This window comes from Siculibacillus lacustris (assembly GCF_004328075.1).
Lineage (GTDB): Bacteria > Pseudomonadota > Alphaproteobacteria > Rhizobiales > Ancalomicrobiaceae > Siculibacillus > Siculibacillus lacustris.
Genome location: NZ_SJFN01000005.1, coordinates 36,536 through 61,318 on the forward strand (window position 1 = coordinate 36,536; position 24,783 = coordinate 61,318).

Consider the following 24,783-nt stretch of genomic DNA (forward strand, 5'->3'; position numbering starts at 1 on the left):
ACCTCGCGTCGCCCCCGGGGCGGCGCGGGACGTCTCAGCTGGGGCCGGTGCGCGCCGTGGCGCTGATCGGCACCAGCACCAGACCGCGGGCCTCGAGCTCCTTGGTCCAGGTCTGGAGATGGCGCAGGGTGATCGGCAGAGCATTGGCCACGCCGATCGCGCTGCCCTTGGCGCGGGCCACCTGTTCGAGCTGGGCGAGCCGCGCCTCGATCGCGTCGTCGCTGGCCACTACGTCGATGCCGACGTCGCCGCGCGCGAAGGGCATCTTCACCGACCGCGCCGCCTGATCGCCGGTCGAGCGGCTCGACGAGCCGTCGTCGACGAACATCAGGCCCCGCCCCGCCAATTCGCGCAGGATTCCGCCGAGCACCGCCTCGTTGGCGGTGAACTTGGCGCCCATGTGGTTGACCACGCCGACGTAGTTGGTGGTCCGCGTCAGGAGCCAGGCCAGCCGGTCGAGATTGACGTCGGCCGCCGCCGAGGTCAGCAGGGTGTGCGGACCGGGATCGTTGTCGGGATAGTCGAAGGGCTCCATCGGGATCTGCAGCAGGAGCTCGTGGCCGTCGCCGCGCGCCCGCGCCATCCAGCGATCGAGGCTCGACCCGTAGGGCGCGAAGGCCAGCGTCACCTCCGGCGCCAGCACCCGCAGCGCCTCCTGGGTGCCGGTCTGGCTGAGCCCGAGCCCGCCGACGATCAGCGCCACCTTGGCGGTCGTCTGCGGCCGCCGGGCCGCCGGCCGGGCATAGACGTCGAGCGGTCGGCTGCCGTCCGAGGCGATGCGCGGCATCAGCCCGTATTTGCCCTTTTCCGTGACCCGCGCCACCGGCGCCGTCGACAGCGGCTGGCCCTCGACCGCTTCGGGCACCCGTCGGGCCACGCCCGAGTCGCCGCCGGCCTCGGCGGCCTCGCCGGCCGGCCGCGCCGCGCCCGCCGCGCCCGCCGCGCCTGGTTCCCCGGCGACCATCGGCGGGGTTTCGGCCGGCGCCGCGGGTCGGGCCGAATCGGCGACCGATACGGCGACGTCGGCGCGGGCGATGCCGGTCTTGACCCGGTCGATGGAAGCCACCGCCATCGGCTGGCCGCCGGTCGGATCGCGGATCACCGCCACCCAGATGCCGACGATCGTCGCCACCAGCGCCATCAGCAAGCCGCCGACCACCCCGAAGGGCAGCCGTTTCCACCAGCGGCGGCGTACCGAGCGGAGTCCGAGGGGGGCGGAGAGATCGTCGGCCATGAGTCCGTTCCTGCCGCCGTCCGCGGGTCCCGTCCGTCGCGATCAGCCTGAGCGGCCGCCGCGGACGATCACGCCCGCGGCAGGGCTTGCGGCCTCAGTTGGCCACCGCCGTCTTGGGGTCGGGCGGGAAGGCGGCCGACGACTTGACGCCACGCAGCAGGTCGAAGGCGAAGTTCAGCGCCTTGTCGTCCTTGACGTCGGGCGGCACGTAGGCCTGCGAACCGGTCTTCTCCTCGGTCGGCGTCCCGTCGGTCGGGTTCTTCAGATGACCCTTCAGGCTGGCTTCGCCCTTGGTGTCGTCCTTGCCCTTGAGGTCTTCCGGGGTGTCCTGGATGATCTCGATGTCCGGGGCGATGCCCTTGGCCTGGATCGACCGGCCCGACGGCGTGTAGTAGCGCGCCGTGGTCAGGCGGATCGCACCGTTCTGGCCGAGCGGGATGATCGTCTGGACCGAGCCCTTGCCGAACGAGCGGGTGCCGATCAAGGTCGCCCGCTTGTGGTCCTGCAGGGCGCCGGCGACGATCTCCGAGGCCGAGGCCGAGCCGCCGTTGATCAGCACGATCACCGGCTTGCCCTTGCTGAGGTCGCCGGAGCGGGCGTTGAAGCGCTGGGTCTCGTCGGCGTTGCGGCCGCGGGTCGAGACGATCTCGCCGCGCTCCAGGAAGGCGTCGGAGACCGAGATCGCCTGATCGAGCAGGCCGCCGGGATTGTTGCGCAGGTCGAGCACGTAGCCCTTGAGCTTGTCGCTCGGGATGTCCTTGGTGATCTTGTCCAGCGCCTCGCGCAGACCGTCGGTGGTCTGCTCGGTGAACTGGGTGATCCGCAGATAGCCGACGTCGCCGCCCTCCTCGCGGAAGCGCACCGACTTGATGCGGATGATGTCGCGGACGATCTTCATCTCCAGCGGCTTCTCGGCGCCGTCGCGCTTGACCGTCAGGGTGATCGGCGCGTTGACCGCACCGCGCATCTTGTCGACCGCCTGATTGAGGCTGAGCCCGAGCACCGGTTCGCCGTCGAGATGGGTGATGATGTCGCCGGCGCGGATGCCGGCGCGGGCCGCCGGCGTGTCGTCGATCGGCGTCACCACCTTGACCAGGCTGTCTTCCATGGTCACTTCGATGCCGAGACCGCCGAACTCGCCGCGGTTCTGCTGCTGCATGTCCTTGAAGCTCTTCGGCGTCATGTAGCTCGAGTGGGGGTCGAGCGAGGTCAACATGCCGTTGATCGCCGATTCCACGAGCTTGGCGTCGTCGGGCTGCTCGACATATTCCGATCGAATCCGATCGAACACGTCGCCGAGCAGGTTGAGCTGTCGGTAGGTGTCGGCGGCGGCCGCGACCGCGTTGCCGGCGATGAACTGCCTACCCTGACCGATGCCGACGACGACACCCGCCCCCATCAGCATTCCCATCACCAACAGCGAAACTTTGCGCATCATCCGCGAACCTTCTCGTCACGAGTACTTGCCCACCACGGCGAGGGATCGATCGAGGTGTTGTCCTTGCGGAACTCGACGTAGAGCGCCGAACGTTCCGGGCCTGCTGCGGTGGTCGTCGCCGCGGGACCGCCTCCTCCCATCGTGCCGACCGGCTCCCCGGCCAACACGAACTGCCCCGCCTCGACGTCGATCCGGGCGAGACCGGCGAGCACGACATGATATCCGCCGCCGCCATTGATGATCAAGAGTTTACCGTAGGAGCGAAACGGTCCGAGGAAGATCACCCAACCGTCGCAGGGGCTGCTCACCCGGGCGTCGGTGCGCGCCGCGAAGGTCACGCCGCGGCTCGGGGCCCCGAAACCATCGTCCTCGCCCCAATGGCGCACCACCGGCCCTCCGACGGGCTGTGGCAGCTTTCCGCGGGCTTCGGCGAAAGCGAAGGCCGGTTGCAGCCGACCGGCGTCACCGAGCGCCGCGAGCTTCTTTTCAGCCTCGGGCGGCGGCGGACGCACCACCGCCTCGCGATCCAGACGTCCGATCAACTCTTCGAGACCGGCGGCCTTCTGGGCCGATTCGGCGGTACGCCGGCTCTCATCCGCGAGCCGACGCTCCTGATCGCTCTTCGATCGACGCCGTTCCTCGATCAGCAATTCGAGTCGCGTCCGCTCCGAGGCGAGGTCGCCGGCCTCGGCGCGGTAGCGATCGCGCTCGCCGGCCGCCGTCGCCTTCAGCGCCTCCAGCGCCTCGAGATCGGCGAGCAGCGTCTCCGCTTCGGCCCTGAGCCCCGGCAGCAGCGCCCCGACCAGGATGGCGCTGCGCACCGCGCCGCGGGCGTCCTCCGGCCGCACCAGGATCGCCGGCGGCGGCTTGCGGCCGATTCGTTGCAACGCCGCCAACACGTCGGCGAGCACCCCGCGCCGGGCCGACAGCGACGCACGGATCACCGCCGCCCGCCCGTCGAGCCCGTCGATGCGCGCCTCGCCGGCGGTCAACGCCGCCTCCAGCGCCCGTGTGCGGGTCGCGCTCTCCACCAGCCGCTCGGCCACTCGGGTGCGGTCGCGCTCCAGCGCGTCGATCTCGCGGCGGATCTCGGCCTGCCGCTCGCGCCCCAGTTCGACGTCGTGCTGGATCGCCTCGAGCTCGGCCCGCGTCGTCGCCCGGCGCGCCGCGGCGTCGCTCGGCGCCTCGACCGCCGCCGGCGGCGCCGGCCGCGCCTCTTGCGCCCCCGCCGGAACACAGACGAGCGCCAGCACCCACGCCGCCGCCGCCATCGTCGACCACCGGCGTCGCCCGGGCGGGACGGTTCGGATCGGCCGGTCGGAGGGGTCGCGGGGCGTCATGCGCGGCGTTCGTCCTGGTGGCGCCGTGCCGCCGCCGACGGTGCCGCCGTCGGCGAACGGCGGTCAGGTCCGGTGATAGGGGTGTCCGGCGAGGATCGTCGTCGCCCGATAGATCTGTTCGGCGGCGAGAATGCGTACCATCTGGTGCGGCCAGGTCAAAGCGCCGAAGGCCAGCACCAGATCGGCGCGACGCCGCACCGCCTCGCCGTGGCCGTCGGCGCCGCCGATCAGCAGCCACAGATCCGAGCCGCCGCCCAGCCGCGCCCCGATCCACGCCGCGAAACCCGGCGAATCGAGCGCGGTCCCGCCTTCGTCGAGGGCGATCACCGTCCCCGTCTCGCCGACCGCCGCGAGAATCGCCGCGGCCTCCTCGGCCTTGCGGTCTTCGGCGCGTGCCGCCCGCGATTCGCCGAACTCGCGCACTTCGACGCGCCCGATCCCGAGCGTCCGCCCGAGCTTGCCGGCGCGGTCGAGGTAGCGTTCCAGGAGTTCGCGTTCCGGCCCGGACTTCATCCGGCCGACCGCTCCGATCGTCACCCGCACCTGGTCACCCGTCGCGTCCGCGCGGCCTCACGCCTCGGCGACCGGTCGCACCACCGCCGGCCGCGGCGCGACCGGAGCCGGCGCCTCACCCGACCACATCTTCTCGAGATTGTAGAAGCCGCGCACGTCGGGGCGGAACAGATGAACCAGCACGTCGCCGAGATCGACCAGCACCCAGTCGCAGTGGGGCAGGCCCTCGACCCGCGGGTCATGGACGCCGACGTCGCGCAGATCGTCGAACAGCCGCTCGGCGATGGCGCCGACGTGGCGGTGCGACCGACCGGAGGCGACGATCATGATGTCGGCGAGCGAGGATCGGTCGCGGACGTCGATGACGACGATGTCTTCGGCTTTGGAATTGTCGAGGCTCGCGGCGACGGCCTTGGCGAGCGTTGTTTCGTCCGGATAGGCCGACATGGCGGCATTGCGGACGGTAGAGGTCGGAGCGTGGACGGCCACGTCCTGCGGGATCGCGGTGATGGTCAGATGAGTGACCTCCTCTCGAGGGACGGCGTCACGGGCGCGACGGACCGCACTACACTCGATCGATGCCCGACACTCGCGACTCCGGTCGGATCCTACGACCCGACGCAACCAGAGTGGCGACTAATGACGAAGATTTCAAGTCGCACCACCGAGTCGCGCGACACGGCGGGGTCGTGACGGCGGGATCGCGATCGGTTATGGGGAGGCAGGTCCCGCCGATCCCCGCCCGATCCCGTCGAGGTGTACCCATGACTCCGGTCGAATTCGAGAGCCTGCCCTACCGTCCCTGCGTCGGCATCTGCCTGTTCAATCGCTCGGGATTGGTGTGGATCGGCCGCCGCGCCGACCAGGATCTGGTCGAACACGTCTCCGAGGGCCACCAGTGGCAGATGCCCCAGGGCGGCATCGATCCCGGCGAGGACCCTTACGAAGCGGCGCGCCGCGAGCTCTGGGAAGAGACCAACGTCCGTTCCGCGACCGTGCTCGGCGAAGCGCCCGAGTGGCTGTCCTACGACATCCCGCGCGACGTGGTCGGCGACCGCTGGAAGTACAAGTGGCGCGGCCAGACCCAGAAATGGTTCGCCTTCCGCTTCGAGGGCGAGGAGAGCGAGATCAACATCGCCGAACCGCCGGCCGGTGAGCGCGAATTCGCCGAATGGCGCTGGGAGCCGCTGGAGAACCTGCCGGCCCTGGTCGTCCCCTTCAAGCGCCCGGTCTACGAGAAGGTCGTCGAGGCCTTCCGCGACTGGGGCACCGAGGCCTGAATCCGCGCGGGTCACCGCGGGCAGACCGTTGCTCCCATTCGAGGCAGCCCCCGCAAGGGGGCGATCGTCCCCGACCGCACCACCCGGGTGCGATCCGCGCGCGCGTAGGCGAGCCGATAGGCGGCGGGCGGGTCGCGGCCGAGCCGGCAGAAATCGGCGAACGGAAGGCGGCCGACCAGAATCACCGGTCGGCGAGAGCCATCGGTTGCGGCGGGGGCGGGKTCGTCGGCCGCCGGCGCGACCGCCGTCGAGGACGTCCCTCCGGCGAGGTCCAGGCGGAGAGAGGGATCGACGACGGCGTCGGGAAGGGTCGCCCCCGGCACCGCGACGCGCCAGTCGAGGCTCCCGGCCTCGGCGGCCGGACGGAATTCGAAGGTGACGAGATCGGTGTTCGCGCCGGCGCCGTCGCGCAACCAGACCGTCGTCGCCCAGGCGGTGACGCCGCGCGCGACCGGCGCGCCGTCGACCGCGGCGGGCTCGACCGGCCTGACGAGGCCGGAGGCCGGCGGCGAGACCGGACGGACGACGACCGTGGTGATCCGCCCGGCCTCGGCGGTGCCCCCCGGACCGGCCATGCTCGGCATCACCGCCCGCCAGTCGCCCCATCCGGTGACCAGATGCGTCGTCTCGAGTTCGCTGCGGGTCAGGATGCGGATGCCGCTCGGCGGCGTGCTCTCCATCAACGGCACCACCCCGTCGCCGACCCCCATCTCGCGGAAATAGGCGGCGAAGTCGTGGTAGAGCTGCGCCCCCGGCTCGATCGTCATCGGCGGGATCGCCTGATGTTCCTCGGAAATCAGCTCGCGCCCGGTCTCGACCTTGCGGCCGCCCTCGAGCTTGTAGAACACCCGGTATTTCTTCAGCACCCGTCCTTCGGCATGGACCTGATGCACCCCGACTCGGCTCCACAGGCCGGCGAGGCGGGTCTCCGCCCCGGCCAGCGCGAAGACGCAGGCCGACAGGCAGTCGCCGAGCAACAGCGGCAGACCCTTGCGCGGCGTCGCGCTGCCGCTCCGGCAGGCCGCATCCGAGGTCGCACAGTCCGAGAACAGCGTGCGATTGACCGTCAGCGCCGCATGGCGCCGGCGCAACAGCCGCCCGACCTCCCGTGCCGCCTCGGTCGAACCGCCCCGTGAATGCATCAGGATCGGCAGACGGCGGTCGCCGATCGTCTTGAACAGCTCGCGGAAGGCCTTCGGCGTCTCTTCGACGAAATCGCCTTCCGCCGAGATCCATTCGGCGCAGGTCGTGCCGCAGTCGGGATGATCCTCGCGCACCACCTGCACCCGCATCGGCGCCTTCGGGGGCGCCGCAGGGGGCGGCGCCGGCCGGGGTGACAGGGGTTCGGCGGCAACCGGGGCCGCCGCCAGGATCGAGAGCAGCAGGCTCGCCACGATTCGGAACGCAAGAGACATGGTCGTGGCTCCATGCGCGAGGGGCACCGCCCGAGACAGCCCCGGCGCGGTCAGCCTATACCGAGATCCCGCCCACCTCCACTGGGGCGTGCGCCCCGAGGAGCTGTGAGTCGCCGGGCCGATTGGCCGTCTCCCGCGCCCGAAGCGCCGGCGATCAGCGGAACGCCGGCGCCACCGCCGCGACGTTCGACACCGATCGGCACAGCAGCGCCCGCATCGGCTCGAGTTCGGGCAGGCGGGTGCGGTCGGCGGTGCGAACGATCTGGATCCGGTGCCGCTGCGCCCGGTGGAGCAGTTGAAGGACCACCATCGGCGCGCGAGCGAGCGCGCAGAAGTCCGCCGTGGCCATCGATCCCGCCGGCGGCACCGCCGGAGCGGGCGCTTCCCCGGGCGCGGGCCGTGGCCGCGGCAACGCGAAGGCCCGGTGCACCCGTTCGGCGGTCACCATGCGAAACCCCACGCCCACGGCCCGCGCGGGCAGGCGCACGCGATCGACCGCGACGATCCAATTGACCGTCCGCGCGCCGATGATTCCGTCGAAGCGCAAGGCGACGGAGCCGCCGTCCGACAGGCGCAGTTCCGCCACCGCCCACTGCATCACCGGCACGATCGGCCGATAGATCCGCGGCACGGCCGGATCGGCGACCTCGATCGGACCGACCAGACGCGCCGGCGTGATCCCGGGAAGAAGCGAGCCGACCGTCTGCGGCCCCGTCGTGAGGCGCAACGCCGCCCTTTCGCGAGGAGTCACGAGCCGGATCCCCGACGGTGGCGCGCTCTCCATCAGCGGCACGAGGCCGTCGATCAGCCCCATCTCGCGATAGAAGCGCGCGATCGTCTCGTAGTAGGGATCGCCGGGCGCGATCGTATACGGCGGGATCGTCAGGCTCTCCCCGGTCGGTTCGGGTCCGAGCTCGATGCGATTGCCGTCCTCGTCGCGACGATAGCGCATGCGCGTTTCGCGCAAGACCCGTTGCGGCGCCCGAACCAGATGCACCCCGACCACCGTCTCCGGTCCCGCCAGTCGAACCTCGCCGCCGGCGAGCGCCGCCACGCAGGCCGAAAGGCACAGGCCGGTCTCCGCCGGCCGGCCCACCAGAGAGGTGCCGCGCCATTCCCGGCAGGCCGAATCGGGGTCGAGGCAGGTCGGCAGGATGGTCCGGGCCACCGCCACCGCGGCGTGGTGCTGCCGCAGCAGCCGACCGACCTCGAGAGCCGCCTCCATCGAGCCGCCGCGCGAATGCATCAGCACCGGCAGCGTTCGGGCGCCGAGGGCCCAGAAGATCCTCTGAAAGTCCAACGGCGTCCGGTCGACGAAGTCGCCCTCCGCCGAGATCCATTCGGCGCAGGTGGTGCCGCAACCCGGGCGATCCTCGCGGACCACCAGGACCCGCATCGGCACCATCGCCCGATCCGCCGCGACGGTCGGGGTCGGCGGGCTCGCCGCGACCGGCGGCGCCGCCGAGACGCCTTCGGCGAAGCCGAACATCCCGGAGAGACAGACGACGAGGATCGGGATCGGTGCGAGGCGACGCATGGCGGCTTCCGTGCGCGCGGGGCGACGGCCGGAGCCCGCCCCCGGCACCGCCCTCCCCGCACCGGAAACTCTAGAGGCGGGCGCCGTTCGACGCCACTTCGGGTTGAACCCGATACGACGAAGGCCCCGATCGACGATCGGGGCCTTCGCGGAAACCGTCGTACCGGTGCGATCAGTGACCGGCCGGCGTCGTGGCGGCGAACACCGCCCTGAGCTGATCGAGCTTCTCCTGGGCGACGCGCTTGACCTCGTCGGTCGACGCGTCGGCGACGTCCTCTTCGGCGTCCTGGATCTCGCGGGCGATCACGTCGGCCTTGAGCTCTTCGACCGGAATCGCCTGTTCGGCGAGGATCGTCAGCCCGGCCGGCGAAGCGTCGGCGAAGCCGCCGCGCACGAAGATCCGGGCGATGCGGCCGCCGCTCACGGTGACCTCGACCACGCCCGGCCGCACCGTCGTCATGAACGGCGAATGGCCCTTGAGCATGGTGAAGTCGCCCTCGGAGCCGGGCACGACGACCTGCGTCGCTTCCTCGGAGAGGACCAGACGCGCCGGGGAGACCAGCTCGAACTTGAAGCCTTCGGCCATGGGTGCCTCTTCTCAACGTTCCCTGACGGGAGGGAGCTCGGCCGGGGGAGGGTCCCCCGGTCCGTGCGCGGGCCCGATCAGGCCGCTTCGGCGGCCAGCTTCTTGGCCTTCTCGACCGCCTCTTCGATGGTGCCGACCATGTAGAAGGCGGCCTCCGGCAGGTGATCGTAGACGCCTTCGCACAGGCCCTTGAAGCCGCGGATGGTGTCCTTGAGGTCGACCAGCTTGCCCGGCGACCCGGTGAACACTTCGGCGACGTGGAACGGCTGGCTGAGGAAGCGCTCGATCTTGCGGGCGCGGGCGACCGCGATCTTGTCCTCTTCCGACAGTTCGTCCATGCCGAGAATGGCGATGATGTCCTGCAGCGCCTTGTAGCGCTGGAGGATCTGCTGCACCTGGCGGGCGACGCCGTAGTGCTCTTCACCGATCACCAGGGGCGACAGGATGCGGCTGGTCGAGTCGAGCGGATCGACCGCCGGATAGATGCCCTTCTCGGCGATCGAGCGCGACAGAACCGTGGTCGCGTCGAGATGGGCGAAGGAGGCGGCCGGCGCCGGGTCGGTCAGGTCGTCGGCGGGGACGTAGATCGCCTGCACCGAGGTGATCGAGCCCTTGTTGGTGGTGGTGATGCGCTCCTGCAGGGCGCCCATCTCGGTCGCCAGCGTCGGCTGATAGCCCACGGCGCTGGGGATGCGGCCGAGCAGCGCCGACACTTCCGAGCCGGCCTGGGTGAAGCGGAAGATGTTGTCGACGAAGAACAACACGTCCTGGCCTTCGTCACGGAACGATTCGGCGACGGTCAGACCGGCCAGCGCGACGCGGGCGCGCGCGCCCGGGGGCTCGTTCATCTGGCCGTAGACCAGCGCGCACTTCGAGCCCGCGGCCGAACCGCCGTGCTCCTTCGGGTCGACGTTCACCTTGGACTCGATCATCTCGTAGTAGAGATCGTTGCCCTCGCGGGTGCGTTCGCCGACGCCGGCGAACACCGAATACCCGCCGTGCGCCTTGGCGACGTTGTTGATCAGTTCCATGATCAGCACGGTCTTGCCGACGCCGGCGCCGCCGAACAGGCCGATCTTGCCGCCCTTGGAATAGGGTGCGAGCAGGTCGACGACCTTGATGCCGGTGACCAGGATCTCGGCTTCCGTCGACTGCTCGGCGAAGGTCGGAGCGTCGGCGTGGATCGGGCGGCGCTCGGTGTGGACGATCGGGCCGAGTTCGTCGACCGGCTCGCCGATGACGTTCATGATGCGGCCGAGGGTGCCCGGACCGACCGGCACGGCGATCGGCAGGCCGGTGTCGACCACTTCCTGACCGCGGGCGAGGCCCTCGGAGGAGTCCATCGCCACCGTGCGGACCGTGGTCTCGCCGAGATGCTGGGCGACTTCGAGAACCAGCCGCGAGCCGTTGTTCCAGGTTTCGAGCGCGTTCAGGATCGCCGGAAGATGGTCGTCGAACTGAACGTCGACGACGGCACCCATCACCTGCCGAATGCGACCGATCTTCTTGTCAGCCATCGTGATGTTCCTCTGAATAAAGACTCAGACCGCGTCGGCGCCCGAGATGATTTCGATGAGTTCTTTGGTGATCATCGCCTGGCGCGACCGGTTGTAGGTCGTCGTCAGCTTCTTGATCATTTCACCCGCATTGCGCGTCGCGCTGTCCATCGCCGACATGCGCGCGCCCTGTTCGGAGGCGGCATTCTCGAGCAGCGCCCGGAACACCTGCGTCGACAGATTGCGCGGCAGCAGGTCCGCGAGGATCTCTTCCTCGCCCGGCTCGCACTCGTAGATCGCGCCGCCGACCGTCGAAACCGCCCCCGTGGGCACCTGTGCCGGGATCAGCTGATGCGCGGTCGGGACCTGCTGGATCACCGACTTGAAGCGCGAGAAGAACAGCGTCGCGACGTCGAACTCGCCGGCCTCGAACATCGCCCGGATCTTGCGACCGACCCCGTCGGCATGGTCGAAGGTCAGCTGACGCACCGCCTTGAACTCGATCACCTCGACGATCTTGTCGGCGAACAGCCGGCGCAACTGGTCGGCGCCCTTGCGCCCGACGCAGAGGATCTTGACCTCTTTGCCCTCGGCGATCAGCCGATGGGCGGTGTCGCGGGCGAGACGGGCGATCGACGAATTGAAGGCGCCGCACAGCCCGCGTTCGGCGGTGCAGACCACCAGCAGATGGACGTCCGAACGGCCGTTGCCGGCGAGCAGCACCGGCGCGTCGGCGCGACCCTCGTAGGCGCCGGCCAGATTGGCGAGCACCGAGGCCATCCGCTCCGCGAAGGGACGCGCCGCTTCGGCCGCCTGCTGGGCGCGCCGCAGCTTGGCCGCGGCGACCATCTGCATGGCCTTCGTGATCTTCTGCGTCGCCTTCACCGAGGCGATGCGATTTCGCAGATCCTTCAAGCTCGGCATCGGGCCGTCCTGTTCTCGCGCGCGGGACCCGAGAGGCCCCGTCCCACCGTCCACGACCCGCGCGGTTGTCCCACGCGGGTCGCACGATCCTCGTCCGTCAGGCGAAGGACTTGGTGTAGCTCTCGACCAGGCTCTTCAGCTTGGCGCCGAGTTCGCTGGTCAGCTCCCGCTTGTCGCGGATGCCGGCGAGCAGCTCGCCGTGTTCGGAGCGCAGCAGGCGCAACAGACCCGCCTCGTAGGCACCGACCTTGCCGACCGGGATGCCGTCGAGATAGCCGTTGATGCCGGCATAGATCACGCAGACCTGCTCTTCCGTCTTCAGCGGCGAGAACTGCGGCTGCTTCAGGAGTTCGGTCAGACGCGCGCCGCGGTTGAGCAGACGCTGGGTGACCGCATCGAGGTCGGAGCCGAACTGAGCGAAGGCCGCCATCTCGCGATACTGCGCGAGCTCGCCCTTGATCTTGCCGGCGACCTGCTTCATCGCCTTGATCTGGGCGGAGGAGCCGACGCGAGACACCGACAGGCCGACGTTCACCGCCGGGCGGATGCCCTGGTAGAACAGATCGGTCTCCAGGAAGATCTGACCGTCGGTGATCGAGATCACGTTGGTCGGAATATAGGCGGAGACGTCGTTGGCCTGGGTCTCGATCACCGGCAGCGCGGTCAGCGAGCCGAGACCGTTGTCCTTGTTCAGCTTCGCCGCGCGCTCGAGCAGGCGGGAATGCAGATAGAACACGTCGCCCGGATAGGCTTCGCGGCCCGGCGGGCGGCGCAGCAGCAGCGACATCTGGCGATAGGCGACGGCCTGCTTGGACAAGTCGTCGTAGATGATGACCGCGTGCATGCCGTTGTCGCGGAAGAACTCGCCCATGGCGCAGCCGGCGAAGGGCGCGATGAACTGCATCGGCGCCGGATCGGAGGCGGTGGCCGCCACGATGATCGAGTACTCCAGGGCGCCCTGCTCTTCGAGCACCTTGACGAACTGGGCCACGGTCGAGCGCTTCTGGCCGATCGCGACATAGACGCAGTAGAGCTTCTGACCCTCGTCGCCGGTCGCGTTGACCGACTTCTGGTTCAGGATCGTGTCGAGCGCGATCGCCGTCTTGCCGGTCTGGCGATCGCCGATGATCAGCTCGCGCTGGCCACGGCCGATCGGGATCAGCGCGTCGACCGCCTTGAGGCCGGTCGACATCGGCTCGTGCACCGACTTGCGCGGGATGATGCCCGGCGCCTTGACGTCGACGCGGCGACGCTCGGACGTGTCGATCGGACCCTTGCCGTCGATCGGATTGCCGAGCGCGTCGACGACGCGACCGAGCAGACCCTTGCCGACGGGGACGTCGACGATCGATCCGGTCCGCTTGACGACGTCGCCTTCGGCGATGTCGCGGTCGGAGCCGAAGATCACGATGCCGACGTTGTCGACCTCGAGATTCAGCGCCATGCCGCGCGTGCCATTGGCAAACTCGACCATCTCGCCGGACTGGACCTTGTCGAGGCCATGAACGCGCGCGATGCCGTCACCGACGGAGAGAACCTGGCCGACCTCGGAAACTTCGGCTTCCTGGCCGAAGTTCTTGATCTGCTCCTTGAGGATTGCGGAAATTTCCGCCGCCCGAATATCCATCAGCGGACCTCTTTCAGTGCGACCTTGAGAGAAGTGAGTTTCGTCTTCAGTGAAGTATCGATCATCCGGCTGCCCACCTTGACGATGAGGCCGCCGATGATCGAGGGATCCACCTTCGGGACGATCCGGATCCGTCCACCCGCCGCGACGCCCTGGAGCGCCGTTTCGAGCGAGGAGACCTGGTCCTCGGCGAGGGGTCGAGCCGACGTGACCTCGGCCGCCACTTCGCCACGGTGCGCCGCAGCGAACTGGGCATAGGCCCGGATCATGTCGGGGAGAACGAACAGGCGACGATTGCGCGCTGCAAGAGAAATGAAGTTGGCTGCGAAGCCGCCGACGCCGAGCGCCGCCAGGACGGCTTCGACCGCCCGCGTCTGCTCGTCGGCCGAGAACACCGGGCTGCGCACCAGTCGGGCGAGATCCGCGCTCTCGGCGATGGCCGCTCCGAAGGCATCGAGGTCGCGGCCGACCTGGTCGACGGCGTCACCCTCGCGGGCCACTTCGAACAGCGCGCTCGCATAGCGCCGAGCCACGCCGGATACGATCGAAGTCGTCTCTGCCACCGGTCAGGAACCCCCACGCCAAGTCGGGCATACGATGCGGCAACCGCTCCGGACACCCTTCAAATCATTGAATTTTCTCGGCTTGAAGCGCTCGCGCCGAGTTTTTCCCCCGAAGTCGACGTGTCCTAGCATAGGCGAACGGACCGACGCAACTGCACCTCCGGCGAGATTTCCGAAAGTCTAACACGGCGCAGCTCGATCGGGGGCGGATCCGTGAGCCTTTACAAGAAGCTCTGCGGATCGACGTCGATCTGCACCCGCACCCCCCCGGTGGCCGCCGGTGCCGCCGCCATCCATCGCCGGAGGAAGGCCTGGAGGTCGACGTGGCGCGCCACCTGGACCAGCAGCCGGAAGCGATGGCGCCCGCGCACCACGGCGATCGGCGCCTCCGCCGGACCGAGCACCGTGACCTCGTCCTGTTGCGGTGCAGCGAGAGCCAGTGCCCGTGCCTGGGCGAAGGCCGGCTCGCGGGCGTCGGCCGAGACGATCAGACCGGCCAGCCGACCGAACGGCGGCAAGCCCGCCCGGCGCCGCTCGGCGATCTCGCTGTCGTAGAATCCGTCGCGGTCACCGGCGATGATCGCCCTGAGCACCGGATGCTCGGGCGCCCGGGTCTGCACGAAGGCCCGCGCCCCCGCCTCCGACCGGCCGGCGCGCCCGGTGACCTGCTGGATCAACTGAAAGGTCTTCTCGGCGGCGCGCGGATCGCCCTGGGCGAGGCCGAGGTCGGCGTCGACCACTCCGACCAGCGCCAGCAGCGGAAAATTGTGGCCCTTGGCGAGAATTTGCGTGCCGATCACGATGTCAGCCTCGCCCTTGGCGAAGGCGGCGAGCTCGAGCTTCATCCGCGCCGTGCCGCCCGGCAGGTCCGAGGACAGCACCAGCCGCCGGGCGTCGGGGAACAACTCGGCCGCCTCCTCGGCGATTCGCTCGATGCCCGGGCCGCAGGCGACCAGCGCATCGAGCTCGCCGCATTCGGGACAGGAGTCGGGCCGGCGCACCGTGTGGCCGCAGTGATGGCAGGTCAGCACCCCGCGGAACCGGTGTTCGACCAGCCAGGTCGAGCAGTTGGGGCATTCGAAGCGATGGCCGCAGCTCCGGCACAGGGTCAGCGGCGCATAGCCGCGGCGATTGAGGAACAACAAGGCTTGGCGCCCCGCCGCCACCGTGTCGCGCACTGCCGCGGCGAGGATCGGCGACAGGAAGCGCCCGCGCTCCGGCGCCGGCCGCCGCAGGTCGAGCGCGACGATCGCCGGCGGCCGCCCGGCCCCGGCCCGCGACGGCAGGCTCAGCCGCCGGTAGCGCCCCTGCTCGGCGTTGACCCAGCTCTCCAGCGACGGCGTCGCCGAGGCCAGAATCACCGGGAAGTCGCCGAGCCGGCCGCGCACCACCCCCATGTCGCGGGCGTGATAGACCGCGCCGTCCTCCTGCTTGTAGGCGCCGTCGTGTTCCTCGTCGACGACCACCAACCCGAGGTCGGCGAAGGGCAGGAACAGCGACGAGCGCGCCCCCACCACCACCGCCACGTCGCCGGTCGCCACCCCACGCCACACCCGCGCCCGGGTCTTCGGCGCCACGTCGGAATGCCATTCCGCCGGCTTGACCCCGAAGCGCGCCACGAATCGATCGAGGAACTCGGCGGTCAGGGCGATCTCCGGCAACAGCACCAGCGCCTGCCGCCCCGCCGCCACCGTCGCCGCCACCGCCTCGAAATAAACTTCGGTCTTGCCCGACCCGGTCACCCCGTCGAGGAGGTCGACCCGGAACCCGCCCTCGGCCACCGCCGCGCGCAGCGCCGCCGCCGCCGCCGCCTGATCGGGATTGAGGTCGCGCGCCCCGTAGCTCGGATCCGGCCGCCCCGGCGGCAGACCCGACGGCAGCCACACCTCCTCCAGCGTGCCCTGGGCGATCAGCCCGTCGACGACGCTCGCCGACACCGCCGCCGCCGCCACCAGCCCGCCGCGCGACCACGCGAAGTCGCCGGCCAAGACCTCGAGCACCCGCGCCCGCGCCGCCGTCAGCCGCTCCGGCGGCGGCCCGGCCCGGCGCACGCCGCGGACCGGCGCCTCCGGCTCCAGCGCCTCCGGCGCCCTGAGCACCATCCGCAGCACCATGCCGCGCGGCACCAGATAGTAGCGGCCGACCCAGTCGACGAAGCGCCGCATCGCCGGCGCCAACGGCGGCACGTCGAACACCCGCACGATCTCGCGCAGCCGGTTGTCACCGGTCGAAAGCCCCCGCCCGCCCGGCTCCTCGTCCCACACCACCCCGAGCACCCGCCGCGGTCCGAGCGGCACCTCGACGATCGACCCGACCGGCGCGTCGCCGTCGAGCGGCACCCGGTAGGAATAGGCGACGTCGAGCGCCACCGGCACCAGCACCGGCACGACGCGCGGGCCCGCGGGGGCGGTCTTCGCGAAGAGATCGGAGGTCGGTGCGGGCACGCGCGGACTCACGGAACGGAGACAAGCGACTCGCCGGGAGCGATCGCCGGGGTCAGGATAGGCGGAGCGGACGACGCAGGCGAGCCCGCCCGATTCGGCTCGCCGGCGCAGGCATCGGTCGGGTGTCGCGAAGGTGCGCATTAACGGTGCGTTCACCCTGACGGGCCATCGTCGAAGACCCGCGACCGCGCGGCGACGGAGGACGATTCATGGCCGGCGCCGAGCTGCTGATCATCGCCGCGCCCGATCTCGCCGAGGCGCTCGAGCGCTGGCGCCGTCACCTCGGCCTCGAGCGCCGCGTCTCGCCCGAGACGCTCGAAGCCTACGACCGCGACGTCGACCAGTTCCTGCGCTTCCTCACGGGCCATTTCGGCGAACCGCCGACGATTGCCCGCCTCTCGGAAGTGCGGCCGGCGGACCTGCGCGCCTTCCTCGCCCGCCGCCGCACCGAAGGCGTCGGCGCCCGCACCCTCGGCCGCAATCTCGCCGGGGTGCGTTCGCTCGCCCGTTTCCTGGAGCGCCGCGACGGGCTCAATGCCGCCCCCTATCGGGCGGTCCACGCGCCGAAGGCCGGCCGCAGCCTGCCCCATCCGGTCGCCGCCGCGGCCGCCCGCCGCCTCGTCGATCCCGCCGAGAGCCTCGCCGCGGAAGCCTGGATCGCCGCCCGCGACGCCGCGGTCTTCGCGCTGCTCTACGGCTGCGGCCTGCGCATCGCCGAGGCCCTGTCGATCCTGCGCCGCGACGCACCGATCGCCGGCGCCCGCGCCCTGCGGGTCACCGGCAAGGGCGGCAAGACCCGGATCGTGCCGGTCCTGCCGATCGTCGGGCGGGCGATCGAGGACTACATCGCCCGCTGCCCCTATGCGCTCGACGCCGATCAGCCGCTGTTCCGCGGCGCCAAGGGCGGGCCGCTGTCGCCGCGCCTGATCCAGCTGGCGATGGAGCGCCTGCGCGGCGCCCTGGGCCTGCCCGACAGCGCCACGCCGCACGCCCTGCGCCACGCCTTCGCCACCCACCTGCTCGGCGCCGGCGGCGATCTCCGCACCATCCAGGAGCTGCTCGGCCACGCCAGCCTGTCGACCACCCAGATCTATACCGAGGTCGATTCGGTCCGCCTGCTCGAAGTCTGGCAGAAGACCCATCCGCGGGCTTGAGGCGCCGCGGACGTCAGTCCCGATCGGGAGCGCCGAGGGGAAAGTAGTGGCGGAACGGCCGGCCGCCGTCGACGGCGCGGGCGACCGACGGGCGCGCCAGCAGCCGCGCGCGATAGGCGCGCAAGGTCGGATGGCTCTCGGCGATCGGGTGGGTCCAGTCGGCGTAGAACAGCGACGGCGCCGCGGCACAGTCCGCCAGCGTGAAGGTCTCGCCCGCCGCCCAGGTCTTCCCGGTCAAGTGGGTTTCGAGCCAGCCATAGGCGCAGTCGAGGCGCGCGGCCGCGAGCGTGTGGCCCGCCTCGGGGTTCATCGGTAGCGTGCCCAATTTCGCCCCGACGGCGAGCTGCACCGGGTCCATCACATGGAGGTCGAAGAAGCGGTCGAGGAAGCGCACGGTCAGCGCCGCCATCGGGTCGTCGGGCAGCAGCGGATGGCGACCGGGATGGGCGATCTGCAGGTATTCGACGATGATGCTGGTCTCCACCACCTGACGGTCGCCGTCGAGCAGCAGCGGAAACTTGCGCAGCGGCCAACGGCTCAGCCAGTCCGCGATGTTGTCCGGAAACTGCGGATCGAGGCTGCGGAACTCGAACGGTGTGGCGGTCTCGTCGAGGGCGATCAGGGCCTTCTGGGTATAGGACGAGAAGGGATGGCCGTAGAGCACCAGCGACATCGTTGCCTCCATCCGTTACCACTTGCGTCCTGCATGCGGTCCCACCATATCCAGACCACTTGCATGATGCAAGTAGATGCGGCGAGGTTCGGCAGTGGTTCAGACGGAGCGATCGGGCTGCCCCATCAACCTCACGCTCGAACGGCTCGGGGATCCCTGGAGCCTGATCGTCATTCGCGACCTGATGTTCGGCAATCGCCGCAGCTATGGGGCGCTGCTGTCCGGGAGCGAGGAGAAGATCGCCTCGAACATTCTCGCCGACCGCCTCAAGCGTCTGGTCCGCGCGGGGCTGCTGACCCGCCGCGATGACCCGAGCCACCGCCAGAAGGGGATCTACAGCCTGACCGAGGCATCGATCCAGTTGGTCCCGCTCCTGGCCCACATGGGCGCCTGGGGGCGGCGGCACACCGCCGCAAGCGTCGAACTCTCGGTCCGCGCCGAGTTGCTGGAGGTCGGCGGCCCGGATCTGTGGAACGCCTTCATGGACGAATTGCGCCACCTGCATCTCGGCGCGCCACGCCCGGCGCGCTCGGTGTTCGCCGAACTGCAGGCCGCCTACCGGAACGCCCTCGTCCGGCGCGGGGACTGAGACCCCCAAACGAAGACGGGGCGCCCTGCGGCGCCCCGTCGATCGATCGGCCGTGGCCGGAGGCGGCTCACATGTGGATCGCCCGCTTGTCGACCGCCATCGCCGCTTCCTTGACCGCTTCCGACAGGGTCGGATGGGCGTGGCAGGTGCGCGCCAGATCTTCGGCCGAGCCGCCGAATTCCATCAGCACCGCCGCCTCGTGGATGATCTCGCCGGCCCCGGCGCCGAGGATGTGCACCCCCAGGACGCGATCGGTGGCCTTGTCGGCGAGCACCTTGACGAAGCCGTCGGTGTGGCGCTGGGACTTGGCGCGGCCGTTGGCGACGAAGTTGAACTTGCCGACCGCATAGTCGACGCCCGCCGCCTTGAGCTCTTCCTCGCTGCGGCCGACCGAAGCGACCTCGGGCATGGTGTAGACCACCCCGGGAATCACGTCGTAGTTCACATGCCCGTGCTGGCCGGCCAGGATCTCGGCCACCGCGATGCCCTCGTCCTCGGCCTTGTGGGCGAGCATCGGCCCGCGGATCACGTCGCCGATCGCATAGATGCCCTGGACCTTGGTCTGGAAATGCGCATCGACCTCGATCCGGCCGCGGCCGTCGCGGGTGATGCCGACGCCCTCGAGCCCGAGCCCGTCGGTGTAGGGCACCCGGCCGATCGCCACCAGCACCACGTCGGCCTCGATCGTCTCGACCGCGCCGCCGGCCGCCGGCTCCAGCGATACCTTGGCGCCGCTCGCGGTCGTCTCGACCGCCGTCACCTTGGTGCCGAGCTTGAAGGCGAAGCCCTGCTTGGTCAGGATGCGCTGGAAGGCCTTGCAGATCTCCAGATCCATGCCCGGCAGGATGCGGTCGAGATATTCGACCACGGTCACCTCGGCGCCGAGCCGCCGCCATACCGAGCCGAGCTCGAGGCCGATCACTCCGGCACCGACCACGATCAGCTTGGCCGGGACCTTGTCGAGTTCCAGCGCGCCGGTCGAGGACACCACCACCTTCTCGTCGATGTCGATGCCCGGCAGCCGCGCCACGTCCGAGCCGGTCGCCACCACGATCGAGCGGGTCTCGATCACCTGGTTGGTGCCGTCGTCGGCCTGAACCCCGACGTTGCCCTTCGAGACGATCGAGCCGATCCCGTGGAACACGTCGATCTTGTTCTTCTTGAACAGGAAGTTGATGCCGCCGACGTTGGAATCGACGACGTCGGTCTTGTGTTTCATCATGCCCGGCAGGTCGAGCTCCGGCGTCGGCACCTTGATGCCGAGATGGGCGAACTCGTGGCCCGCCTCGTCGAACAGTTCGGAGGCGTAGAGCAGAGCCTTCGACGGAATGCAGCCGATGTTCAGGCAGGTGCCGCCGTGGGTCTTGCGCTTCTCCACCACCGCCACCTTGAGGCCGAGCTGCGAAGCCCGGATCGCGCAGACGTAGCCGCCCGGTCCGGTGCCGATGACGACGAGATCGTAGATGGTCGACATTGTCCGTAGTCCCCCGATCAGATGTCCATCACCAGGCGCTGCGGATCCTCGATCATCTCCTTGATGCGGACGAGGAAGGTCACCGCCTCCTTGCCGTCGATGATCCGGTGATCGTAGCTGACCGCCATGTACATCATCGGCCGGATGACGATCTGGCCGTTGCGCACCACCGGGCGGTCCTCGATGCGATGCAGCCCCAGGATCGCCGACTGCGGCGCGTTGAGGATCGGCGTCGACATCAGCGAGCCGTAGACGCCGCCGTTGGAGATGGTGAAGGTGCCGCCCTGCATCTCCTCCATCTTGAGCTGGCCGTCGCGAGCTCGGCGACCGAAGTCGCCGATCGCCTTCTCGACCCCGGCGATCGACAGCTTGTCGGCATCGCGCACCACCGGCACCACGAGGCCCTTGTCGGAGCCGACCGCCACCGCGATGTGGTAGTAGTTCTTGTAGATGACGTCCTGGCCGTCGATCTCGCCGTTGACCGCCGGCACGTCCTTCAGCGCCGCGACCGCCGCCTTCACGAAGAAGCCCATGAAGCCGATGCGGACGCCGTGCTTCTTCTCGAACGTGTCCTTGTATTGAGCCCTGAGCGCCATCACCGCGGTCATGTCGACGTCGTTGAACGTCGTCAGCATCGCCGCGGTCTGCTGCGCTTCCTTGAGCCGGCGCGCGATCGTCTGGCGCAGCTTGGTCATCCGCACCCGCTCTTCGCGGGCCGCGTCGTCGGGCAGCGAGGGCGGCCGCACCGTGATCGGGGCGATCGGCGCCGCCGGAGCGGGCACCGCGACCGGCGCCGGGCGGGCGCCGGAGGCGATCGCCGACAGCACGTCGCCCTTCAGCACCTGACCGCGCTTGCCGGAGCCGGCGTCGACGCCGACCCCGCTGTCGGCCATCAGCCGCGCCGCCGAGGGCGCCGGCGGCATGGTGGTCGACGACGCCACCGCCACGGCGGCGACGGGAGCGGCGGCCGCGACCGGCGCGGCGGCGGCGGGGGCCGCGACCGAGCCGGCGCCACCGGCGATCATCGTGCCGAGCAGCGCCCCGACCCCGACGGTGTCGCCGTCCTTGGCGACGATCGCCTCCAGCACCCCGGCCGACGGCGCCGGCACTTCCACCGTCACCTTGTCGGTCTCGAGCTCGACCAGAGGCTCGTCCGCCTTGACCGCCTCACCCGGCTTCTTGAACCACTTCGCGATGGTCGCTTCGGTGACGGACTCGCCGAGCGTCGGAACCTTGATCTCGATCGCCATGATCGTCGTCTCTTCGTCTTGTTCGTTTCGGTCGTCCCGGTCGCGCGACCTTCACGGCCACCCGACGGGCTCGGGGATCGTCACGCCGCGAAGGCGTCGTTCATGAAGGCGGCGAGTTGCGCCAGATGCCGCGACATCAGACCGGTCGCGGTGGCCGCCGAGGCCGGGCGCCCGGCATAGCGCGGACGCTTCGTCGGCCCGCCCACCTGACCGCACACCCATTCGAGGTACGGCTCGATGAACGACCAGGACCCCATGTTCTTCGGCTCTTCCTGGCACCAGACCACGTCGGCCTGCTTGAACCGTGCCAACACCCGCACCATCGACTTGACCGGCGTCGGGAACAACTGCTCGACGCGCAGCAGATAGACGTCGTCGATTCCCCGCTTCTCGCGTTCCTCGAGCAGGTCGAAGTAGACCTTGCCCGAGCACAGCACCACGCGGCGGATCTTGGCGTCGGCAACCAACTTGGTCGACGTCGGTTCGTTGCCGGTCTCCGCCGAATCGAGCAGCAGCCGGTGGAACGACGACCCGTCGGCGAGCATGTCGAACTTCGACACCGCCCGCTTGTGCCTGAGCAACGATTTGGGGGTCATCAGGATCAGCGGCTTGCGGAAGTCGCGCAGCAGCTGCCGGCGCAGGATGTGAAAATAGTTGGCCGGCGTCGTGCAGTTGGCGACCTGCATGTTGTCTTCGGCGCACATCTGCAGGAAGCGCTCGAGGCGGGCCGAGGAATGTTCCGGCCCCTGCCCCTCGTAGCCGTGCGGCAGCAGGCAGACCAGGCCCGACATGCGCAGCCACTTGCGTTCGCCGCTCGAGATGAACTGATCGAACAGCACCTGGGCGCCGTTGGCGAAGTCGCCGAACTGGCCTTCCCACAGGGTCAGCGCGTTCGGCTCGGCCAGCGAATAGCCGTATTCGAAGCCGAGCACCGCCTCTTCCGAGAGCATCGAGTTGATGACCTCGTAGCGGGCCTGATCCTCGGAGATGTTGTTGAGGGGAATGAACCGCGCCTCGGTCTCCTGATCGTAGAGCACCGAATGGCGCTGGCTGAAGGTGCCGCGTTCGCAGTCCTGGCCCGACAGGCGCACCGGATGGCCGGCCTTGACCAGGGTGCCGAAGGCCAGCGCCTCCGCCGTCGCCCAGTCGATGCCTTCGCCGGTCTCCATCATCTGACGGCGGTTCTCGAGGAACCGCAGGATGGTCCGGTGGACGTTGAAGCCCGGCGGCACTTCGGTCAGCTTGGCGCCGATCTCGCGCAGCTCCTCGGCCGGCGCCCCGGTCAGACCGCGACGATCGGAATCGTCGTGGATGCCGACCGCCTTCAGCCCCGACCAGCGACCGTCGAGCCAGTCGGCCTTGTTCGGCTTGAACGCCTGCCCGGCCTCGAACTCGATGTCGAGATGCTTGCGCCAGTCGGCCATCCACTCGTCGACCTCGGCGCGGGTCACCACGCTCTCGGCGACCAGCTTGTCCGAGTAGATCCGCAGCGTCGTCGGATGATTGCGGATCTTCTTGTACATGATCGGCTGGGTGAACGCCGGCTCGTCGCCCTCGTTGTGGCCGAAGCGGCGGTAGCAGATCATGTCGATCACCACCGGCTTGTGGAACTTCTGCCGGAATTCGATCGCCACCTTGGCGGCGAAGGTCACCGCTTCCGGATCGTCGCCGTTGACGTGCAGGATCGGCGCCTCGATCATCTTGGCGACGTCCGACGGATAGGGCGAGGAGCGCGAGAAGCGCGGATAGGTGGTGAAGCCGATCTGGTTGTTGATGATGAAGTGGATCGAACCGGCGGTGCGGTGACCCTTCAGACCCGACAGGCCGAAACACTCCGCGACCACGCCCTGGCCGGCGAAGGCCGCGTCGCCGTGCAGCAGCAGCGGCAGTACGCAGGCCCGTTCGTCGAGATTGAACGTGCCGTTGAGCGGCTGCGGCGCCAACTGGTCCTGCTTGGCGCGGACCTTGCCGAGCACCACCGGATTGACGATCTCGAGGTGCGACGGATTGGCGGTCAGCGACAGGTGGACGCGGTTGTTGTCGAACTCGCGGTCCGACGAGGCGCCGAGGTGATACTTGACGTCGCCCGAACCCTCGACCTCGTCGGGGGCATAGGAGCCGCCCTTGAACTCGTGGAAGATCGCCCGATGCGGCTTGCCCATCACCTGGGCCAGCACGTTGAGGCGGCCGCGGTGGGCCATGCCGAGCACGACCTCCTTGAGGCCGAGTTGGCCGCCGCGCTTGAGGATCTGCTCCAACGCCGGGATCAGCGCCTCGCCGCCGTCGAGACCGAAGCGCTTGGTGCCGGTGTACTTGACGTCGATGAACTTCTCGAAGCCCTCGGCCTCGATCAGCTTCTTCAGGATCGCCCGCTTGCCTTCGCGGGTGAAGGCGATGTGCTTGTCCGGACCCTCGATGCGCGCCTGGATCCAGCTCTTCTCGGCCGGATCGGAGATGTGCATGAACTCGACGCCGACCGTCGAGCAATAGGTGCGGCGCAGGATCTCGATCATCTCGCGGACGGTCGCGAACTCGAGCCCGAGCACGTGGTCGATGAAGATCTTGCGGTCCCAATCGGCCTCGGTGAAGCCATAGGACGAGGGATGCAGCTCCTCGTGGTCCTTCTCCGCGGCGATCTCCAGGGGATCGAGCCGGGCATGGAGATGGCCGCGCATGCGATAGGCGCGGATCATCATGATCGCCCGCACCGAATCGCGGGCCGCAGCCTGGGTCTGCTCCTGGGTGAGGTCGACGCCCTTGACCGCCGCCTTGCCCTTCAGCTTGTCCTTGATCTGCTTTTCGAGCCAGCTCCAGTCGCTGTCGAGCACCGACACCATCTCGCCGCCGGCGACGATCGGCCAGTTCGACCGCTTCCAGGCCGGACCCTTGGCGCTCTTGGCGACGCCGGCGCGATCCTCCTGCAGGTCGCCGAAGAACTCCCGCCAGCTCGCATCGACCGAGGCAGGGTTCTCTTCGTAGCGGGCCTGGAGATCTTCGATATAGGCGGCGTTGATGCCGGTGAGGAAGGAAGTCGTCTTCTGGTCTTCACGATCCATGGTGCGTCCCGGAACCTTGCAAGGCCCGCCTCGTCTCGCTGGAGATCGATCCGTGAGGGCGATCTCTCCTGTCCATCGGTCGACGTTCCCGTCGAAATCGAACCGATTAGCGATCGTTCGTCGACCGCCGCTCGTTTCTTCTCGGCAGCACCGTTCATCCGACCCGGATGAGGCGCGCCGCCCCTCGCGG

20 protein-coding genes are annotated in these 24,783 nt (G+C 69.5%); 3 read left to right on the plus strand and 17 right to left on the minus strand.

All coding sequences use genetic code 11. The annotated features are described in order from the left end of the window. Positions 1–34 precede the first annotated feature (34 nt). The 5 genes from EYW49_RS04770 to rsfS form a co-directional block, all read right to left on the minus strand. On the minus strand, positions 35–1,234 hold the full coding sequence (locus EYW49_RS04770; protein ID WP_131306752.1) for a divergent polysaccharide deacetylase family protein: 1,200 nt from the start codon (positions 1,232–1,234) through the stop codon (positions 35–37). Positions 1,235–1,328: 94 nt separating this feature from the next. Beyond that, entirely contained in the window at positions 1,329–2,672 is a 1,344-nt protein-coding gene (locus EYW49_RS04775) for a S41 family peptidase (RefSeq protein WP_206365383.1), read from the minus strand. Continuing rightward, a complete protein-coding gene (locus EYW49_RS04780) occupies positions 2,669–3,943 on the minus strand; it encodes a murein hydrolase activator EnvC family protein (protein ID WP_131306754.1) in 1,275 nt (424 codons plus the stop codon). The genes EYW49_RS04775 and EYW49_RS04780 overlap by 4 nt, the downstream gene beginning before the upstream one ends. A gap of 132 nt (positions 3,944–4,075) precedes the next feature. After that, positions 4,076–4,555 carry a 23S rRNA (pseudouridine(1915)-N(3))-methyltransferase RlmH gene (rlmH, locus tag EYW49_RS04785; RefSeq protein WP_131306757.1) on the minus strand — a complete coding sequence of 160 codons (480 nt, stop codon included), beginning with the start codon at positions 4,553–4,555 and terminating at the stop codon, positions 4,076–4,078. A 27-nt stretch (positions 4,556–4,582) separates the two neighbouring features. Then, entirely contained in the window at positions 4,583–4,972 is a 390-nt protein-coding gene (gene rsfS, locus EYW49_RS04790; protein ID WP_131306759.1) for a ribosome silencing factor, read from the minus strand. Positions 4,973–5,289: 317 nt separating this feature from the next. Between rsfS and EYW49_RS04795 the strand changes: the two genes are divergently transcribed. Next, the gene (locus EYW49_RS04795) at positions 5,290–5,805 is read left to right on the plus strand and encodes an RNA pyrophosphohydrolase (RefSeq protein WP_131306761.1); all 516 of its coding nucleotides are present in this window, start codon (positions 5,290–5,292) and stop codon (positions 5,803–5,805) included. An 11-nt stretch (positions 5,806–5,816) separates the two neighbouring features. On the opposite strand, the gene EYW49_RS04800 is transcribed toward EYW49_RS04795, so the two are convergent. From EYW49_RS04800 to EYW49_RS04835, 8 genes are all read right to left on the minus strand, one after another. After that, entirely contained in the window at positions 5,817–7,220 is a 1,404-nt protein-coding gene (locus tag EYW49_RS04800; protein ID WP_131306763.1) for a COG3904 family protein, read from the minus strand. A gap of 154 nt (positions 7,221–7,374) precedes the next feature. After that, complete coding sequence (locus tag EYW49_RS04805) at positions 7,375–8,757, minus strand: hypothetical protein (RefSeq protein WP_131306765.1); 1,383 nt, start codon at positions 8,755–8,757, stop codon at positions 7,375–7,377. A gap of 172 nt (positions 8,758–8,929) precedes the next feature. Beyond that, positions 8,930–9,343, minus strand: coding sequence for a F0F1 ATP synthase subunit epsilon (locus EYW49_RS04810; protein WP_131306767.1), 414 nt, complete (start codon positions 9,341–9,343; stop codon positions 8,930–8,932). Between the two features lie 77 nt (positions 9,344–9,420). Beyond that, positions 9,421–10,860, minus strand: a complete 1,440-nt coding sequence (gene atpD, locus EYW49_RS04815; RefSeq protein WP_131306769.1) for a F0F1 ATP synthase subunit beta — start codon at positions 10,858–10,860, stop codon at positions 9,421–9,423. Between the two features lie 24 nt (positions 10,861–10,884). After that, on the minus strand, positions 10,885–11,763 hold the full coding sequence (locus EYW49_RS04820; protein WP_131306771.1) for a F0F1 ATP synthase subunit gamma: 879 nt from the start codon (positions 11,761–11,763) through the stop codon (positions 10,885–10,887). A gap of 97 nt (positions 11,764–11,860) precedes the next feature. Continuing rightward, a complete protein-coding gene (gene atpA / locus EYW49_RS04825; protein WP_131306773.1) occupies positions 11,861–13,390 on the minus strand; it encodes a F0F1 ATP synthase subunit alpha in 1,530 nt (509 codons plus the stop codon). Continuing rightward, positions 13,390–13,953 (minus strand): F0F1 ATP synthase subunit delta, encoded by a 564-nt coding sequence (locus EYW49_RS04830; protein ID WP_131306775.1) that lies wholly within the window; start codon positions 13,951–13,953, stop codon positions 13,390–13,392. The genes atpA and EYW49_RS04830 overlap by 1 nt, the downstream gene beginning before the upstream one ends. Before the next feature lie 221 nt (positions 13,954–14,174). Next, a complete protein-coding gene (locus EYW49_RS04835) occupies positions 14,175–16,397 on the minus strand; it encodes a primosomal protein N' (RefSeq protein ID WP_228259494.1) in 2,223 nt (740 codons plus the stop codon). A 209-nt stretch (positions 16,398–16,606) separates the two neighbouring features. Here EYW49_RS04835 and EYW49_RS04840 point away from each other — a divergent pair, with 209 nt between their 5' ends. Next, the gene (locus EYW49_RS04840; protein WP_131306779.1) at positions 16,607–17,551 is read left to right on the plus strand and encodes a tyrosine recombinase XerC; all 945 of its coding nucleotides are present in this window, start codon (positions 16,607–16,609) and stop codon (positions 17,549–17,551) included. Between the two features lie 13 nt (positions 17,552–17,564). Here EYW49_RS04840 and EYW49_RS04845 read toward each other — a convergent pair whose 3' ends face one another. After that, the gene (locus EYW49_RS04845; protein ID WP_131306781.1) at positions 17,565–18,224 is read right to left on the minus strand and encodes a glutathione S-transferase family protein; all 660 of its coding nucleotides are present in this window, start codon (positions 18,222–18,224) and stop codon (positions 17,565–17,567) included. Positions 18,225–18,318: 94 nt separating this feature from the next. Here EYW49_RS04845 and EYW49_RS04850 point away from each other — a divergent pair, with 94 nt between their 5' ends. Continuing rightward, positions 18,319–18,813, plus strand: a complete 495-nt coding sequence (locus EYW49_RS04850; protein ID WP_228259495.1) for a winged helix-turn-helix transcriptional regulator — start codon at positions 18,319–18,321, stop codon at positions 18,811–18,813. A gap of 67 nt (positions 18,814–18,880) precedes the next feature. Here the strand turns inward: EYW49_RS04850 and lpdA are convergent, their stop codons facing one another. The 3 genes from lpdA to EYW49_RS04865 all read right to left on the minus strand — a co-directional run bounded on the left by lpdA (position 18,881) and on the right by EYW49_RS04865 (position 24,593). Next, on the minus strand, positions 18,881–20,287 hold the full coding sequence (gene lpdA, locus EYW49_RS04855) for a dihydrolipoyl dehydrogenase (protein ID WP_131306785.1): 1,407 nt from the start codon (positions 20,285–20,287) through the stop codon (positions 18,881–18,883). Positions 20,288–20,304: 17 nt separating this feature from the next. After that, positions 20,305–21,537: a 2-oxoglutarate dehydrogenase complex dihydrolipoyllysine-residue succinyltransferase gene (gene odhB, locus EYW49_RS04860; RefSeq protein ID WP_131306787.1), complete on the minus strand. Its 1,233-nt coding sequence runs from the start codon at positions 21,535–21,537 to the stop codon at positions 20,305–20,307. Positions 21,538–21,617: 80 nt separating this feature from the next. Further along, positions 21,618–24,593 (minus strand): 2-oxoglutarate dehydrogenase E1 component, encoded by a 2,976-nt coding sequence (locus tag EYW49_RS04865; protein WP_131306788.1) that lies wholly within the window; start codon positions 24,591–24,593, stop codon positions 21,618–21,620. Positions 24,594–24,783: the final 190 nt, after the last annotated feature.